Source organism: Streptomyces lavendofoliae, assembly GCF_014649735.1.
GTDB classification, from domain to species: domain Bacteria; phylum Actinomycetota; class Actinomycetes; order Streptomycetales; family Streptomycetaceae; genus Streptomyces; species Streptomyces lavendofoliae.
In genome coordinates this window covers 1-14,018 of sequence record NZ_BMTP01000027.1, presented here as the reverse complement: position 1 = coordinate 14,018, position 14,018 = coordinate 1, and the positions used below count along the sequence as shown (strand labels likewise).

Annotated in this window: 16 protein-coding genes and 1 pseudogene; 6 read left to right on the top strand and 11 right to left on the bottom strand. The window is 67.2% G+C overall.

Annotated features, from left to right (window positions below; genetic code table 11):
• Nucleotides 1–43 precede the first annotated feature (43 nt).
• Together IE109_RS31130 and IE109_RS31125 are read right to left on the bottom strand one after the other, a co-directional pair.
• Nucleotides 44–574: a hypothetical protein gene (locus IE109_RS31130; protein WP_189554720.1), complete on the bottom strand. Its 531-nt coding sequence runs from the start codon at nucleotides 572–574 to the stop codon at nucleotides 44–46.
• A 133-nt stretch (nucleotides 575–707) separates the two neighbouring features.
• Complete coding sequence (locus IE109_RS31125) at nucleotides 708–1,727, bottom strand: NucA/NucB deoxyribonuclease domain-containing protein (RefSeq protein ID WP_189554719.1); 1,020 nt, start codon at nucleotides 1,725–1,727, stop codon at nucleotides 708–710.
• A 771-nt stretch (nucleotides 1,728–2,498) separates the two neighbouring features.
• On the opposite strand from IE109_RS31125, the gene IE109_RS31120 reads away from it, so the two are divergent.
• From IE109_RS31120 to IE109_RS33510, 3 genes are all read left to right on the top strand, one after another.
• Nucleotides 2,499–2,708, top strand: a complete 210-nt coding sequence (locus IE109_RS31120; protein WP_189554718.1) for a DUF6207 family protein — start codon at nucleotides 2,499–2,501, stop codon at nucleotides 2,706–2,708.
• Between the two features lie 140 nt (nucleotides 2,709–2,848).
• Nucleotides 2,849–3,364, top strand: coding sequence for a lamin tail domain-containing protein (locus tag IE109_RS31115; RefSeq protein ID WP_189554717.1), 516 nt, complete (start codon nucleotides 2,849–2,851; stop codon nucleotides 3,362–3,364).
• Nucleotides 3,365–3,826: 462 nt separating this feature from the next.
• Nucleotides 3,827–5,185: a NucA/NucB deoxyribonuclease domain-containing protein gene (locus IE109_RS33510; RefSeq protein ID WP_229891791.1), complete on the top strand. Its 1,359-nt coding sequence runs from the start codon at nucleotides 3,827–3,829 to the stop codon at nucleotides 5,183–5,185.
• A 37-nt stretch (nucleotides 5,186–5,222) separates the two neighbouring features.
• On the opposite strand, the gene IE109_RS31105 is transcribed toward IE109_RS33510, so the two are convergent.
• The gene (locus IE109_RS31105) at nucleotides 5,223–5,711 is read right to left on the bottom strand and encodes a hypothetical protein (protein ID WP_229891789.1); all 489 of its coding nucleotides are present in this window, start codon (nucleotides 5,709–5,711) and stop codon (nucleotides 5,223–5,225) included.
• Nucleotides 5,712–5,933: 222 nt separating this feature from the next.
• On the opposite strand from IE109_RS31105, the gene IE109_RS31100 reads away from it, so the two are divergent.
• Nucleotides 5,934–6,071, top strand: a complete 138-nt coding sequence (locus IE109_RS31100; protein WP_189554715.1) for a hypothetical protein — start codon at nucleotides 5,934–5,936, stop codon at nucleotides 6,069–6,071.
• Between the two features lie 612 nt (nucleotides 6,072–6,683).
• Nucleotides 6,684–7,259 (top strand): hypothetical protein, encoded by a 576-nt coding sequence (locus IE109_RS31095; RefSeq protein ID WP_229891787.1) that lies wholly within the window; start codon nucleotides 6,684–6,686, stop codon nucleotides 7,257–7,259.
• An 84-nt stretch (nucleotides 7,260–7,343) separates the two neighbouring features.
• Here the strand turns inward: IE109_RS31095 and IE109_RS31090 are convergent, their stop codons facing one another.
• A complete protein-coding gene (locus IE109_RS31090) occupies nucleotides 7,344–8,456 on the bottom strand; it encodes a ParB/RepB/Spo0J family partition protein (RefSeq protein ID WP_189554713.1) in 1,113 nt (370 codons plus the stop codon).
• The gene (locus IE109_RS31085; protein ID WP_189554712.1) at nucleotides 8,456–9,190 is read right to left on the bottom strand and encodes a ParA family protein; all 735 of its coding nucleotides are present in this window, start codon (nucleotides 9,188–9,190) and stop codon (nucleotides 8,456–8,458) included. The genes IE109_RS31090 and IE109_RS31085 overlap by 1 nt, the downstream gene beginning before the upstream one ends.
• 890 nt (nucleotides 9,191–10,080) lie before the next feature.
• Here IE109_RS31085 and IE109_RS31080 point away from each other — a divergent pair.
• Nucleotides 10,081–10,458 carry a hypothetical protein gene (locus IE109_RS31080; protein ID WP_189554711.1) on the top strand — a complete coding sequence of 126 codons (378 nt, stop codon included), beginning with the start codon at nucleotides 10,081–10,083 and terminating at the stop codon, nucleotides 10,456–10,458.
• Between the two features lie 593 nt (nucleotides 10,459–11,051).
• Here the strand turns inward: IE109_RS31080 and thyX are convergent.
• The 6 genes and pseudogenes from thyX to IE109_RS33505 form a co-directional block, all read right to left on the bottom strand.
• Nucleotides 11,052–11,758: pseudogene (gene thyX / locus IE109_RS31075) on the bottom strand (FAD-dependent thymidylate synthase).
• 166 nt (nucleotides 11,759–11,924) lie between these two features.
• Complete coding sequence (locus tag IE109_RS31070; protein WP_189554710.1) at nucleotides 11,925–12,347, bottom strand: hypothetical protein; 423 nt, start codon at nucleotides 12,345–12,347, stop codon at nucleotides 11,925–11,927.
• Nucleotides 12,348–12,359: 12 nt separating this feature from the next.
• Entirely contained in the window at nucleotides 12,360–12,578 is a 219-nt protein-coding gene (locus IE109_RS31065) for a hypothetical protein (RefSeq protein WP_189554709.1), read from the bottom strand.
• Between the two features lie 166 nt (nucleotides 12,579–12,744).
• Nucleotides 12,745–13,293: a DUF8839 family protein gene (locus tag IE109_RS34180; protein WP_373297807.1), complete on the bottom strand. Its 549-nt coding sequence runs from the start codon at nucleotides 13,291–13,293 to the stop codon at nucleotides 12,745–12,747.
• Nucleotides 13,294–13,396: 103 nt separating this feature from the next.
• Nucleotides 13,397–13,609: a hypothetical protein gene (locus IE109_RS31055; protein WP_189554708.1), complete on the bottom strand. Its 213-nt coding sequence runs from the start codon at nucleotides 13,607–13,609 to the stop codon at nucleotides 13,397–13,399.
• Nucleotides 13,591–14,018 (bottom strand): hypothetical protein (locus IE109_RS33505; protein ID WP_229891785.1); only part of this gene is annotated, 428 nt, incomplete at its 5' end. The genes IE109_RS33505 and IE109_RS31055, both read right to left, overlap by 19 nt.

Here is a 14,018-nt window from a genome sequence, read left to right as displayed (position 1 = left end):
TGGCCTCCTCCCCCGCGCTCGACATGACCCGTGGTTCGTTTCCTCAGTTCTCGCTTGCTCGGGAGCGTACGCCGGTGGTGTCGGTCGTTTTGTAGCACGTCTCCTGGGCACGGGGGGCGGGCCAGATTTGAATGTAGTGCTGCTCGAGGGGGGTGCCGTCCGGGTGGGTGGGCTGGTCACCTGCGGCGGAGGCTACGTCGCGTCCGCGGGCGTGGAAGCGGAAGCGCCACCACTGCTCGCCCTCGGTTTCGGGCAGGTCCAGTTGGTCCAGGTCGCCGGTGATGAGGCTGCCCATCAGGGGGCCGTCACCGGTGAAGTGCATGCTGACTTCGGCGATCTCGTCCCAGGCGGTCACATCCACGCTGTCCGGTGCGCTGGTGCGAATCTCAACGGTGGTGTCGACAACACCCCAGGAGGTCCCGGTCATCACGTTGACCTGGTTTCGCTCGGTGTTGGTCCACAGGAAGCCGTTGCTGGCCGGGGCGGAGTCATCGGGCTCTTCGGCGTCGGTGTCGGTGACGACGTACAGATTGTGGGTGACTTCGAGCCGCAGGGAATGCTCGCGGTTCGGCATGGCAGTTCTCCCGAGGTGTGGACTGTGGGCCGCCCCCGGGCCGGGGGCCCGGGACGGGCGTCGTACGGGGCGGTCCCCGGGCGATCGCCCGGGGACCGCATCATGACAGTGTGCTTCGGGGAGGGGGAACTGGTCAGACCTTGACCCAGAAGCCGTCGCCGTGGAGGATTCGCTCCTTCTTGTGGAAGGTCTGGATGCGTCCTCCCTGTTTGCGCTGTTCGTCGATCGGGACCCATGCAGTGCCGCGGCTGTTCGCCGGCACGTTGGTGCCCCCTTCCATGGTGGAGGCGAAGGGGTACTCGTCACAGCTCAGGCCGGGGCTGGGCGGACGCTGGCTGCTCGGGCATACCGCGTTGCGGTTGGCCTGGATGTTGGCCTCCCTGGCCTCCCGCCGGATCACCGCGCCTCCCGGGGCGCCGAGCTTGCGTCCGCGGGACTGGACGTTTTTGATGTTCTGGGAGATGCCGGGCAGGCTGTGCATGGTGGTCATGGTGGAGGTGAAGCTCGGGAACACGTATCCCGGGCTGAGAGTGCGGGCGGTGTTGGCCCGGTTCCAGAACGTGTCGTCGCACCGGAACTTGAGGCTGCTGTAGCTGATGACCCCCGGGGTGAATCCGGGTTTAGTGAACGTGAAGGTGTACTTCGCGGCCGTCGCATCGTGCTTGTTCTTCTGCACGCTGCTGGTGTACCCGACGCTGCCGTTGATCGCAGAAGAGCCGAGTGTGCGACCGACGGGGAAGCTGGAAGTGGCCTTGCACTTACCCGCGCACGAGACCGCGAGACTGGCGCGGATGCCGCTGGCGTTGACCAGGGTGGCCTTGCTGATCGACGTGGCCTCCGACCACTTGAGCTTCTTCTGCTGCAGCGTCATGCGGTTGGTGATCTTGAACTTGGCGTTGCCGACAGGCCGGCCATTGCGCAGCAGTGTCACCGTGGCGTCAGCCACCGCGCAGGCCTCGAAGCGGTTGTAGACGACGTGGTTGACCTGACACGAGACGGCTCGCGCGGAAGGACCGGTGGGTGCGTCGATCTTGACACGGATCGAGAGCTCCTCCGGCGGCGTCGGCTGAGCCGCCTGGGCGGGCACCATCAGTGCGCCGGTGATGGCGAGTGCCGCGACACCCGCTCCCCCGATGTTCTTCACTGACTTCATTGCTGCAAGTCCCCCAACTCCTGCCGCACCCCCGGCAAGCCCCGTGCTTCCTGGAGCTGTGGCAGGGCCCCTGACGCTACGACCGTTCGCACGCCCGCATGACCCGACCTTCCCTAAGTGACCGGATCTTAGGGACCACTTGACCAAATCCACTCGGGACACCACGAACGCCTCGTGACGGTGAGTGGCGGAGTCAGGGGTGTATGTCAGACCGACGCCGCCTCATCCGGCAAGCGACGCGGGTTCGGCTCCGTCCCCCAGGGCATCGCCGCCCCTTGTCGGCGGCCACACTGGTCTCTCCTGCCGTGAAATCCTCTAGGAGGCAACGACCGCTACGACGCCACCCAAGCCCGTCCGAACGCTGGCGGCTCGGGCGGGCGCAGCTCAGTCGAGCATGTGAGGTCCGCGCTGGCAGTACCGGGACCCCGATCCCCTGCTCCATCAGCCCACGGCGGGGTTCCTGCTCCATGAGGGGCGTGGAGTGACCCTGCATGTGGCAGTCGGCCTGGTGGAGCCAGACCGGGGTGGCCTGGTTTCGGCGGCGCCCTCTGGTGGGGAGCCATGCTGCTCGGGGTGGGCACGGCTCCCCGACAAAGGGGGTAGCAGCCACGCCCGGTCCTGTCAGCGAAGCGCGGCCGCCCCCTTCCTGTCTACGGCCGGGCCATGGCCTGCGCGACCGGCGCCGGGCTAGTCGGCGGCTTGAGTCCCTCGTACGGGTTGTCTCCCCGCGATCGTCGAACCGGTCGGCCGGGCGGAGCCGTCGGTCCGGGTATGGAGATCGATGAGCAGCGCATCGCCGAGCCCGGGCTCGTGGTCCTGGACCTCGCCGCCGCGGACGAGGACACCGTCCGCGCGGTGATGGAGGTCCTCCAGAAGCAGTGGGCGACCTCCGGCATCACGCTGGTATGGCACACGCCGGGTGAACCCGGCGTGAGGGCGCGGGTGTACGCCGACGTACGTCGTCCCGGCACCGCGCGCTAGCAGGCCGGGCAGCGCTCGTACAGGGCAGAGGGCGGCTGCTGACCGTCCTTCCCCGCCTTCTCATCCGTAGCGCTCGTCGGGTGTGAGGACCATGCCCGTCCCGACGCCACCCCCATTCCTCGTACTGCAGAAAGGTCCTCGTGAGCCGCACCGTACGCACCACCGCTCTCGCTTCCGCCGTGCTTGCGCTCGTGGCCCTGGCCACGCCGAGCCAGGCTGCTTCCACCACCGGCGCGCTGATGCTCACGCACGTGCGGCCGAACGCCGCCGGCGCCGACAGCCGCGACGGCACCCAGCTGAACGTCAACGGCGAGTACTTCTTCATCAAGAACGTCACCACCAGGACGGTGAATACCGGCGGCTACGTCCCCGACATCACTACCAACACCTACGGGCGCGTGCTGCCCTCGTACAACCTGCCGGCCGGTGCGAGGGCGTACGTGCACACCAGCAACGGCCGCCACTACCGCGACAGCAGCGGCGTCCACCACATCTACCGCGGCTACGCCCGCCATGTCCTGCTGAACACCTCCACCGCGAAGAACCCCGACCTGCGGCTGAAGAGGCCCGGTTCCCTGGACGACAACAGGGCCACCGGCAGCATCACGACCTGCAACTGGAACACCGCCGCCGACGGCACCACCTATGCCTGCTAGCACCCCACAGGCAGGCCCGAGCGGCAGTTCTGGTCGGCTGGGCGCAGGTTTTCGGCGTGCCCAACACTCCCGTTCGACGGCACATGACGCCGTTTCCTGCACAACGTCACCGACTTCCCTCCACCTGCAGAAAGAGAACCACCGCCCCCGGCAGATGCCGGGGGCGTCGTGCTTCCTGGAGGACCGACGTGCGGGGCGTCCAAGGCCACCGCTCGGAGTTCCGCTCTCACCTCCACCACTGCGGATCGGGATCCACCGGCCACTTTTCTGATGGATCAGGACAACCGGCGTACATCAACGGCAATACCGATCAATCATTCGATAGATCTTGGTGTCGCGCCAGCCGCAGGGCTGGTCGCTGACCACACCTGACCGCACGCCCTTGGGGGAACTATCAGCACCGTCATACGACTTCGCCGCTTACGCACCCCTCTGATATCCGCGCTGACGACGATCGCCCTGTTGCCGCTCTCCTCCACCGCCTCCGCAGCGCCGGCAAGCGAAGCCACTCCTGGGCACGCCCGCACCTACGTGGTGCCGGCAGGCTCCCCACTCCCCTCCCTGTCCGAGATACGCGCAGGCGCCGAGCAGCAGCTGTCTGCAGCGGAGGCCGCCGTGGAACCGACCACGCCTCTCGAAGTGGTTGGACCGGCGGCGGCGTACGGGACGAAGTCCACGGTCCCCGCCGCGATCCCCCGCACGCCGTCTGTTCCGGCGGCCCGGTCGCTGGCCGCTCCGGCGGCCGTGTCGTATCCCGAGCCAGCCCGGACGATGTCGCTCGCCGAATGCAAGGCGAACATGGGCGGCACCGCGAAGCTGTACATCAAGTCCCGGTTCGCTGTGTGCACCGCTTTGCAGGTCACCACGGTCTGGGCCAAGTCGGAAGGACAGCTCGGGACCAGCTCCTACACCGTGTACATCCGCGGGACGGTGCCCAAGGAGTCCGACCGCACGATGTTCTTCGACTACGACCTCACCGACTTCGTCTCTGTCGGCACCACCGGGGCCGCCGGAATGCGCATCGGCCTCAAGGGCGTCGTACCCCAGAGCTGGCCCGCCGCCGCACGGCCGGTCCTCAGCAACACGCTCCCCGTCACCAAGACGCAGCCGCAGATGCAGGCGAGCCCCCACTACACCCACACCCTGCGCTATGCCCCCGGCCAGGGCAGCGGCGCCGGCGCGGCAGACGTCATCGCGGCCGTCTACCAACCCGAAATCGTCAACACCCTGCCCCCGGGGTGGATAGGGCCGAGCCCGGTGACGGGCAAGCCGTTCATGTTCGCGCCAAGGTGGGACGCTGCCTCCTACCTGCGGAACTCCACGGGCGCGGGCAACCCGGCAAACAAGGGCGGCGCAGCGTTCAGCATGATCGCCACCCTCGAATACAGCTCGAAGGCCGGCGCGCCGGAGAAGGCAGTGGCCGATCACATCAAGCAGGCGTTCACCAATCCCAAGGCGACGAAGCCGCCGAACGCGCTTAAGAACGTACCTGGTGACAACATCAACGAGCCTCTGCACCGCCTGTATCTGGATCAGAAGCGGCGGGACCGCAACCGTGCGGTCGCGGTCCGCGAGTGCACGCGTGCCTGGGGCGCGAACTACACCGCCGACGGCAAGGAGTGCGACGAGTTCCCCTTCGCCACCACCTATGAGGGCTCTGCCGCATCCGAGTTCGACGTACGCGTCGAGAAGGACAACTTCTCCGTCATGCCGGTGCCCGGCGCGCAGAACGGCGCGGCAGGGAACCTGCTGAGCGGCTTCTACACCGCCAACCGGATCATCGACGGTCCGGATGACGGCTTCATAGTCAAGATCAATTAACGGGATGTGTGGCCGGCGCGCCGGCGCCGGCCACACCTCAAGCCTTCGGCCAGAAGTCGATCACGTACTTTTCCACCCCGTACGCGACGCCTTCCGTCTGCGTCAACCTCGCAACCTCCTCCCGGCCTGTGCAGCCGACACGGACCCGCCACCACCCCGGCTCGCCCAGCCGAATCAGGTGATCCGACCGGCCCAGCGTCATCGTCCATACCGCGACATCCCCGGTGGTCGTCTCGAAGTCAACCTCACCCTGCTCGTCCCACTGCCCCTGTGCGGCCGGCGGCTCGGCTGCCCACACCCTGACCTCCACGCCGGCGGTGTGGGTGTGGCCGGCGCTGAACAGGTCGAAGCGGCGTTCGTGCTCCTGGAGGAACACTCCCCACTCGAAGTTGTCCCCGAACGGCACGGGAACCATGTTGTCGTCGGACTCCTGAAACCCGAAACCGCGGAACGCGACCTCGACGTCCAACACCTCCTGGCGCAGCAACTCAGACATGGTGCCTCTCCTCTCCTGGAGCCTCTTCATGGGCCCATCTGCGTCCATGGGTACACGGGATACGGCGTCGCCCTCTTAGATCCCGCCAAACCCGCCGAGTGTCCCCTATGCCGCGCAGGCGGTCAGCACCGTACGTGTCAGGGTTCCTCGTTCACGCCGGAGATTGTGGTGAATGTGCGTGCATATTGGCAGCTGCCGTCTCTTCCGCGACAGCCGCAGCGCCCACCACATCTACCGGGTTAAGCCCACCACGTGCTGCTGAACCCCAGCACCGCCGAGACTCCGGACCAGGCTGAAGAAGCCCGGCAGCCAGGACGCAACACCGCCGCCGGCAACGTCACCGCCTGCAATTGGTACACCGCCGCCGACGGCACCACCTGCACCTGCTGACCCATCACCCCTGAGCCACAGCAGCAGAACCACACACCAGCGAAGGCCGTGCGCTGCGAGTTTCAGTCCGTTCAGCGGCCTACCTTGGGTCTGCCCGGGTACGTCACGCGGGCATGTGGGCAATGTGGCCCCTGGCATGTGTGCTCCCTCGGCGGCACGCGGCCCGGCGCGCCTTCCGTCGCCCCCGGCAAGTTAGGTCCGGGGGCGACGGCATGCCGGTTCAGCGGGTTGCAGCTTCGTCGACTGGCCACCCCACCTACGGTCTTCAAAACCGGGTTTTGAAGCGAAGTCCTGACAGCTCTGACACGCCCAGAGGCTGGTACGCCTTCGGTCTCACTAAGGTGCCAGTCTCTAAGCGGCCGCCCGGGGCCGTGTCCTCAGGTTCGGCTCGGCGTTGGTGAGGCACGGGAGCGGGAAGTGCTTCCCGACAAGCACGAGAGAGGTTGCCGAGTCATGTGGGAAGCATTGGTGGAAGAGTGGCCGCAGGCAGCCCCTGTGGGACCCCTCATCAGCGCTTTGCGGCACCAGGAGTACAGAGTTTTCACCAGTCGCGATGAGGCGGCGGGGGAGACATCTAGATGGTCGCATGCGCTTCTGCGGGTGACGTCGCACGTGAACAACGATGCCTGTGGATTCCGAGCCGTGCACGCCGCCTACTCGTTGGCGTACTCCATCCCAGTGCTGTGCCGGTATCCGGTGGAGTTCTGCGTTTCTCCTGAACTCGGCGCAGATCTGCTGCGCCGGACGTGCGCCGTCTGCTTCACGGGGAGCGGCGGTGAGGGTGGGCCGGAGCTTGGGGCGTTTCAGGTCGCTTGGAAGGACGTCAGTGTCCCGCAGACGCTTCGGGCTGAGGCGGTGTCAGCCGAGGAGCTGCTGGAGCGGGCGGAGCGGGCTCGGCGGGTGAAGGTGTCCCCGCCTGAGCCCGGACCGTACCGATGGCGTGAGCTGGCGGAACAGATCTTTGTGTGGGAGGAGGCGCATCCTGCGCCCACGCTCAGTGCTGGGGATGAGCTGGCACTGGCTGGAGTCCAGCGGTATGTGAAGCAGCGCGAGCTCTCCTTCGTGGACAGCAGGATGCGTGCCTTGATGCGGCGGGCCCACGCGGACGGGCTGGGTCCGACCCGTCTCCAGGCCCTGTCCGGAGTGAGCAGGCGGACGATCCCAGGCTGGTTGCGAGCCGACGCCTGAGTGTTCCGCCTGAGCTGCGGGTCCGGATGTGCGAAGGACCCTGCCCTCCAATCGGTGCGGGCAGGGTCCTTCGGGTCGGGTCCGCTACGTGTCCTGGAGCAGGCCTGCTGAGACGCGCTGGAGGATGGCGGCGAGTGAGGCGCGGGCCTGCGAGTCGATGTTGCCGCGCATGTCGGCGATGACGGCTTCGACTCCGCTGCTTCGCTGGAAGTAGCGCAGGATGAACGCGCTGCGCTGGGCCGGATCCAGCTTGTCGAAGGCAACGTCCATGAGAGCTGCCCCGTCATGCCATGGGATCTCGACCGCATCGATCTCGGGCGCCGCTGTGGTCCGCGGCTCGGGAACCATGATCGGGGGCTTGCTCGGCTCGGAGACGGTGGTGACGGCTCCCCCGCTCGTCGGGGCGGGCTCGCTGCCGGAGTTCAAAACCGGGTTTTGAACCGGCGTCGACTCCGGGACGGTACTGCGCTTCCGCGGGGCCTTCGGCTCCTTCGCCTTGCGGATCTCCTCGGCCGCGATCGCTTTCTGCTCTTCGGGGTCCTGGATCTTGGCGATCTTCTCGGCGGTCTTCACCTTGATCTGCTTGGTGTCGACAACGTCCCGGAGCTCGGGTGCGAGGTTGAGCAGGGCGAGGCGGTTGGAGACGTACATCTGCGACTTGCCGATGCGCTCTGCGACCTTCTCCTGGGAGCCGTGGCGCTCCACCATCCGCTGCAGGAACTCGGCCTCCTTGTAGGGAGGGATGTTCTTGCGGTGGATGTTCTCGATGACGACGGCTTCGTCGACCTTGTCGTCGTCCTCCTTGCCGAGGCGGTCCCGGACACGGATTTCGAACTTCGTCCAGCCGAGCTGCTTCGCCGCGTGGAAGCGGCGGTTGCCGAGGATGACGACCCACTGGGCATCGCCGAGACGGGCGCCGTGCTCGGGCTTGACCCGGAGGAACGCCTCGCGGGACATGGCGACGGCCGGCTGCAGCTGCCCGACTGACTTCATCGACGCCTTGAGCTCTCGGAAGTCGGCGTCGTCGTCGGTGTAATCCGCTTCGGTGCGCGGGTTCTCCGGGTTGCCGATGATCGTGTGCATGTACACGGTGGTCGGCTGTGTTTCCGTCTTGGCCGGCTCGGGGGCGGTTGCGCCCTTGGCGCCCGGCTTGCCGGGGCCTTCGAGCAGGTCGGACCAGGGCTTCTTCGGCGCCATCAGCGCGCCCCCTTCTTCCCCGCGCCCAGCTCGAGGGCGAGCTGGTAGAAGTCTTCGCGGGCTTCCATGGCGACCCGGTTCTTCTTGTACTGGGTGACGACGGTGCCTTCGAGCGCCGCCCGGGTGTGGACCTTGTAGTGGCGAACGACAGTGTTGGCGAGGTTCCACCCCTGGGCGCGGACGAAGTCCTTGGTCTGGTCGAGATCGGCTTCGCCGTCGCGCGGGTCCCAGTTGTTGATGACGACCAGGTAGGGGATCCCGAGAGGCTTGACCACTTCCTCGATGGTGTCGCGGGTCGGCATGAAGCCGAGAGGTTCCGGCTCGACGGGCACGATGATGTCGTCGGCGTTGGCCAGCACGGCGCGCATGGCGTCGGCGGCAGTGCTCTTGCCGAACGGGTCGCCGGCTTCTTCCTTCTCGTCCTCTGGCAGGTCCATCCAGCCCGGAGTGTCGATGAAGGCGTGCTTGACCTTGCGGGACTTCTTCAGCGCGGAGAACAGTTCCAGGTCGTCCTTGGAGTTGATCTGCTCGAAGGAGAAGGGCAGGTCCTGGCCGACTCGCTCCGACCACCACGTGGTGGATCCCTGCGGGTCAGCGGAGACGGCGGCGACGTAGTGGGGGTCGCCTTCGGGGGATTCGCCCAGGACATGAGCGGTGATGGCCGCAGTGTTCACGGTGAGAGTCGACTTGCCGACTCCACCCTTGCGGTTGATGATCGCGGTGATCCGTGCCATGGGTGGTACTCCTGATGCTCCGTATGCTTCCCGGCCCGGTTTGGGTCGGTACTAGCGGACCGGGACAGGATGCCACGTACCGCCCCCTCTTAGGCACCCACGGCGTGTCGGATTCAAAAACCGGGTTTTGAAACCGACGGGCACGCCGGTACCCGCCCGACCGGCGGCCTGCATCAAAACCCGGTTTTGAAGCAGAGGTATTCCCAGCTCTGCTTTTCGCGTGCCCGTGAAGAAGAGGACGCACTGGGCGCGTCGTACAGTGTCCCCTCACCGAGCTGGCGGTGGTTGAGCGGTATCTGCGGCGGGGGAGCGGAGCGATTGTGGGGGCCTATCACCTCGTGTGACCAGCGCCGGGCGGGCGAACGGGTGGCACTGGTCCCGCGCGGGAGGCATCCCCCGTGCTCTGTACGATGCGGTCGCTCGACAGACGTTCCGAGGGACCTCACGGGCCGTCATGCCCCAGCGTCAGAGAAGACACCGCCCATGCACCGCCCGCCCGCTCCTTCCTCGCCATCGCCGGTCCCGGCCGTTCTCCGCACTCGGTGGTGGCTGACCATCCGCGCCCGGATCGGCTTCTTCCTCGCTGTTCCCGTGCTGGGGCTGATCAGCCCATACCTGGGCTTCGTAGTGATGGTCGTCGCGATTGTCTTGGTCTGGAAGGACACGTCCTGGAGCAAGGGCGTGAAGGTGGCCGCCACATTTGCGGCGTTTACTCTGCTCGGGTCGGTCGCCCCGGACCAGCCGAGAATCAGACCACAGGCACCGCGGCGCCGGCGGACGGGAAAGCCGCGGTAGGTGCGGGCAGGGCGGACATCCCGGCCCGGACTGCGCCGACATCCCCGCCGTCACCGACGTCCAGGCCCCGCCCGGCGGCGAAGGACTACCGGGGGATGTCTCTGGACGATGCGCAGGAGGCCGCGGAGGCCGCCGGTTTCGGTGTGGACGAACACGACGCGTCCGACGAGGACAAGAGCATCATGATGCGGCTCAACTGGACCGTCTGTTTCCAGCGCACTGGCTGGACCTCGTCCGGCACAAGGACGATCGACTTCGGCGCGGTGAAGAAGGGCGCCCCGTGTCCCCGGGAGGACGGGGGTGCGATCCCGTGGCCGACGATGCCGGAGCTGGTCTGGAAGACGTGGAGGACAGCGCACAAGGAGGTCGCCGCTCTTGGGACCGTCCCGGCCGACCACATCATGGCGTCCACGGCGTCATCAACGACCAGCTTCCCGACGAGGGTGAGTACGACGACTGGCGGGTGTGCGTGACCGACCCAGCCAGGAGCAGGGATGTCACCGTCGACATGTGGGTGACCATCGGACTGACTCACCCCGACAACGGCTGCCCCGACTCCGGCAGGGACGACGGCGACCGGCCGAGGCTGCCGAACCGGGACGATGACGGCGACCCCGACTACCACGACCCGTTCCCCGGTGACCGGCGCCGCAACAGCTCCTATCCGGATGGGCTGCCGAGCGGGTCGGGCGACTCGTCAGACGGTAACGGTGGGGGAGGAGATGGAGGGTGGAACTGCCCCCGGACCCGCTGGTGCTGACGTGTCCCTCGCCAGGGGCGAACCCAACGGTGCCCTGGAGCGTGTCCGGTGCACAGTTGCCGTTCACGGCGGCGAGCAGGGCGGCGAGATCGTGCACGGCGTCGTCGACGATGCGGGCCGCGCCCGGCGTCGCCAGGACGTAGTCGCGTACGCCGGTGTCCCGTCCGGTCTGGCGGGCGACACGTCGGCCAGGGCAGGGTCGTCCGGCGGGTTCAGCAGGGGGTGGGTGAGGTTGATGGACAGGACGGCGGCGCGGTGTCGCGTGGGCGGCGGGTCCTGCCAGCGGGCGTCGAAGGAGTCGATGAACTACGTCGTACGTCGCGGGGCCCAGTAGGCCTCCGTCTGCTCTCCGACCATTTCAATCTCCCGTTGCGGGAACGCCGGGGCGGCAGCGTCGGGGTGGCTGGTGCGGAGGCCGAGGAAGTGCGTGGGGGAGTGGGCATTGCACGTGGCGTACATCGAAGAGAAGAGGCCGACCGGGAGCACCAAGCTGGCGATCTCGCGTGCGACGCCGTCGTGGAGCAGGAGCTGGGTGTTGTAGGCAGCGGCGTACGCCTGGCCCATGGTGTCGACGATGAGCTGGTGAAGATTCTCGGGGGCCGTCGATGAGCTTGTACTTCCCGGGCCAGCCGGGCTGCACGAGCTTGCGGTCGGGGCCGGGGACGTAGAACACGGGCTGGAGCTCGCTGTAGCGGCCGGACTCCTCGTTGTACGACCAGCCGACGCGGTGCCGCATGAACTCGCGGAAGACGAAGATCGGTGCACTGATGAGGAAGGTCATGGAGTTGCGCTCGAAGGGGCTGCCGTGCCGCCGGTCGCGCATCAGGTAGTTGATGAGGCTGCGGTCTTGTTCGTCGTGGGGGTGTGGGAAGGGGATGGACAGGTCTGGTCCGGAGAGCCGATAGAAGGACTGCTCGCCGAGGGTGGAGACGCGGGGCGGCTCAGAGGACGTCGGTGGCGGTGTGCTTGACGAGGTCGACACTGACGTCGGAGCGGAGCTGGATGTCGGTCATGGGGGGCCTCGCTGGCGGGGAAGGGGGGTGTCTGGCAGCGGGCCGACGGGGTGTTGCCTGGGGTCGGCGCCGCAGGGCCGCCCGCCGCATCGACGTGGGGAAACGACGACGGCCGCCCCAGGTGCACGCCTGGGACGGTCGGCACGCTGATTGGACCGTCGGCTATTTACCAGTCGCGGGAGCTGTTGTTGATGGCCATGCGAAAGGTGCTGGTGAGGTGGTCGGGCATGCGGTAGCCGGCGACCTTGCCGAAGCCGGGGCCTTGGGCCTGGATGGGGGGTTCCATGCCGTCGGGCCACCAGCCTTCTCGTACGCCGCGGTCGAGGATGCGCTTGAGGGCGGCGCTGTGGCCGCGGAGGCTTGCGTCCTCGCTGTCGCGGAGGTCGTCGGCGCTGACGTAGCCCTTGCGGTGGGCGGCTTCCTTGACGATGCGCTGCGCGCGTGCGGGGAGGGCGTGGTAGTAGCGGGCGGCGCGTTCGCAGGTCCAGGTGGTGTCGACTTCGACCTGGCCGGCGTGGTCGGCGAGGAGGGCCAGGAGGCGTTCCTGGAAGTCGCCGGTGGGCTTGTCCACGGTGATCGTGATCCGCATGGGGGTGTCCTTCTACTCGGCGTGCCAGGTGTTGTCGGTGCGTACCCAGCGGATCCATTCGTCCCAGCGGCCGTCGGCCCACTTCTCGACGATGATCCGGTCGGCGGTGGTCTGCTTCTCCTCGTCGACCGCGGTGTGGGTCGCGGCTTCGGAGCGCTGTGGCTTGGTGACGGGTCCGCCGGGTGACGAGACGACGAGGCGCCAGGGCTTGGACGGGCAACGCGCGTGCACATCCTCCCCCTTACGTTTAATGAGAATTCACGTGTTCTAACGAGTCCACCGTAACGACCGGAGCCTCGTTCATCCAGCATCTACACACGTTCGCTTGAACGAGGTTGACGGGGATCGAGCGCCGCCCCGGGCCGGGAAGGCGGGGCGGCGCTCGAGGCAGCGGGTATTACTGGGTGAGGGCGTCGGTGACCACCAGGAACTGGTCGCTGCCGAGGTCCATCACGACGCGGGTGGCAATGCCCCGAACGCGCTGGGCGGCGGCATATTCGTCGGCGGGCCAGGACTGCGGGGGTGGCCACCAGGGAACCTCCCCAGGACAGTGCGCTGCGCTGGAGCACCGGCCGTCATCGCGTGCCGCCCCGGTGATGCGGGGGTTGTCGGCCAGGTGCGCTGCGTTCCAGAGCTCCGCGCAGACCTTGTGCGCGAGCTCCTTGGGTGGGATCAGGAGCTGGACGGGAGTCACGGGCTGCTCTGGCGGCGTGGGCACCGCTTGCGGGGAGCCAGGCGGCCACGGCCGCAGGTCGGGGAGCGGCTGGAGCACCTGGGCGACGAGGTCCGGCGTCGGTCTCCAGGCGGGAAGCGCGTCCATGGCGGGGACGGGCAGGGACAGATCGCGGACGTCGTCGATGACCAAGTGGTGCGCGCCGCGCTGCGCCCAGGGGCTGGTGCAGTGCTCGGCTGATCGATAGGGGAGTGGTGGGCTTACTGCATACACCGGTGCAGGAAGCGAAGCAGGCGGCGCCCACCCCGTGGGGTGGGCGCCGCCTGACTGCTATGGGGGTCACCGAGAAGCTCAGGACGCGACCGAGGAGCCGTCCCTACTTCTTGCGTTTTCCGTTGATGTACATGACTACTTCTGCCATCAGCGCCAGAGTGACGAGTAGAAGGAGGACCTTCTGCGCCGCACCGATCAGCCCCATGTCCATCGGGCTGTCGAGCGTAAGGACGGCGATGACACACCAGAAGACAGCCTTCTGACCCAGCGCCTTACCGTTGGTCTTCTCGCCCGTGATCAAAAACGTCCCTTCCACTTCCACTTCCTGTAGCGCGGGTAGGGAGACATGGAGTTCAGGAGGTCAGCTTTGAAGTTGACGTAGAACCGGTTGACGTGCCGGAGGGTGTTCTTCCCGTACCAGTAGGTCGACTGCACCTCGGATGCAGCGAGCCCGCCACCAACGCATCGGGCCCAGCCCCACCGTCCACGGCAAGTCTGTCGGAGGCTCCGAGCCCTGTAGATCGTCCGCGCAGTACGCGCAAAACGGAATGGGGTGAATCCGAGGGCGAACATTCCCGCCGAGTGGACGAAGTCTGCGCTGGCATGCCTCCTCCGAGTCTTCCTCCAGCTCCTCCAGGCATGGACCGGGTTGTACCACGCTCGTCCGTCGAGGTCGTATTGGTTGATGGGGTCGCCGGGGTAGCCGTAGCGGTTGTCGCCGCCGC

What these genes read in the sequence shown, in the direction of transcription:
- IE109_RS31130 (WP_189554720.1), bottom strand. Translation starts at nt 574, where the DNA reads ATGCCGAACCGCGAGCATTCCCTGCGGCTCGAAGTCACCCACAATCTG.
- IE109_RS31125 (WP_189554719.1), bottom strand. Translation starts at nt 1,727, where the DNA reads ATGAAGTCAGTGAAGAACATCGGGGGAGCGGGTGTCGCGGCACTCGCC.
- IE109_RS31120 (WP_189554718.1), top strand. Translation starts at nt 2,499, where the DNA reads ATGGAGATCGATGAGCAGCGCATCGCCGAGCCCGGGCTCGTGGTCCTG.
- IE109_RS31105 (WP_229891789.1), bottom strand. Translation starts at nt 5,711, where the DNA reads ATGAAGAGGCTCCAGGAGAGGAGAGGCACCATGTCTGAGTTGCTGCGC.
- IE109_RS31090 (WP_189554713.1), bottom strand. Translation starts at nt 8,456, where the DNA reads ATGGCGCCGAAGAAGCCCTGGTCCGACCTGCTCGAAGGCCCCGGCAAG.
- IE109_RS31085 (WP_189554712.1), bottom strand. Translation starts at nt 9,190, where the DNA reads ATGGCACGGATCACCGCGATCATCAACCGCAAGGGTGGAGTCGGCAAG.
- IE109_RS31080 (WP_189554711.1), top strand. Translation starts at nt 10,081, where the DNA reads ATGTCTCTGGACGATGCGCAGGAGGCCGCGGAGGCCGCCGGTTTCGGT.
- IE109_RS31070 (WP_189554710.1), bottom strand. Translation starts at nt 12,347, where the DNA reads ATGCGGATCACGATCACCGTGGACAAGCCCACCGGCGACTTCCAGGAA.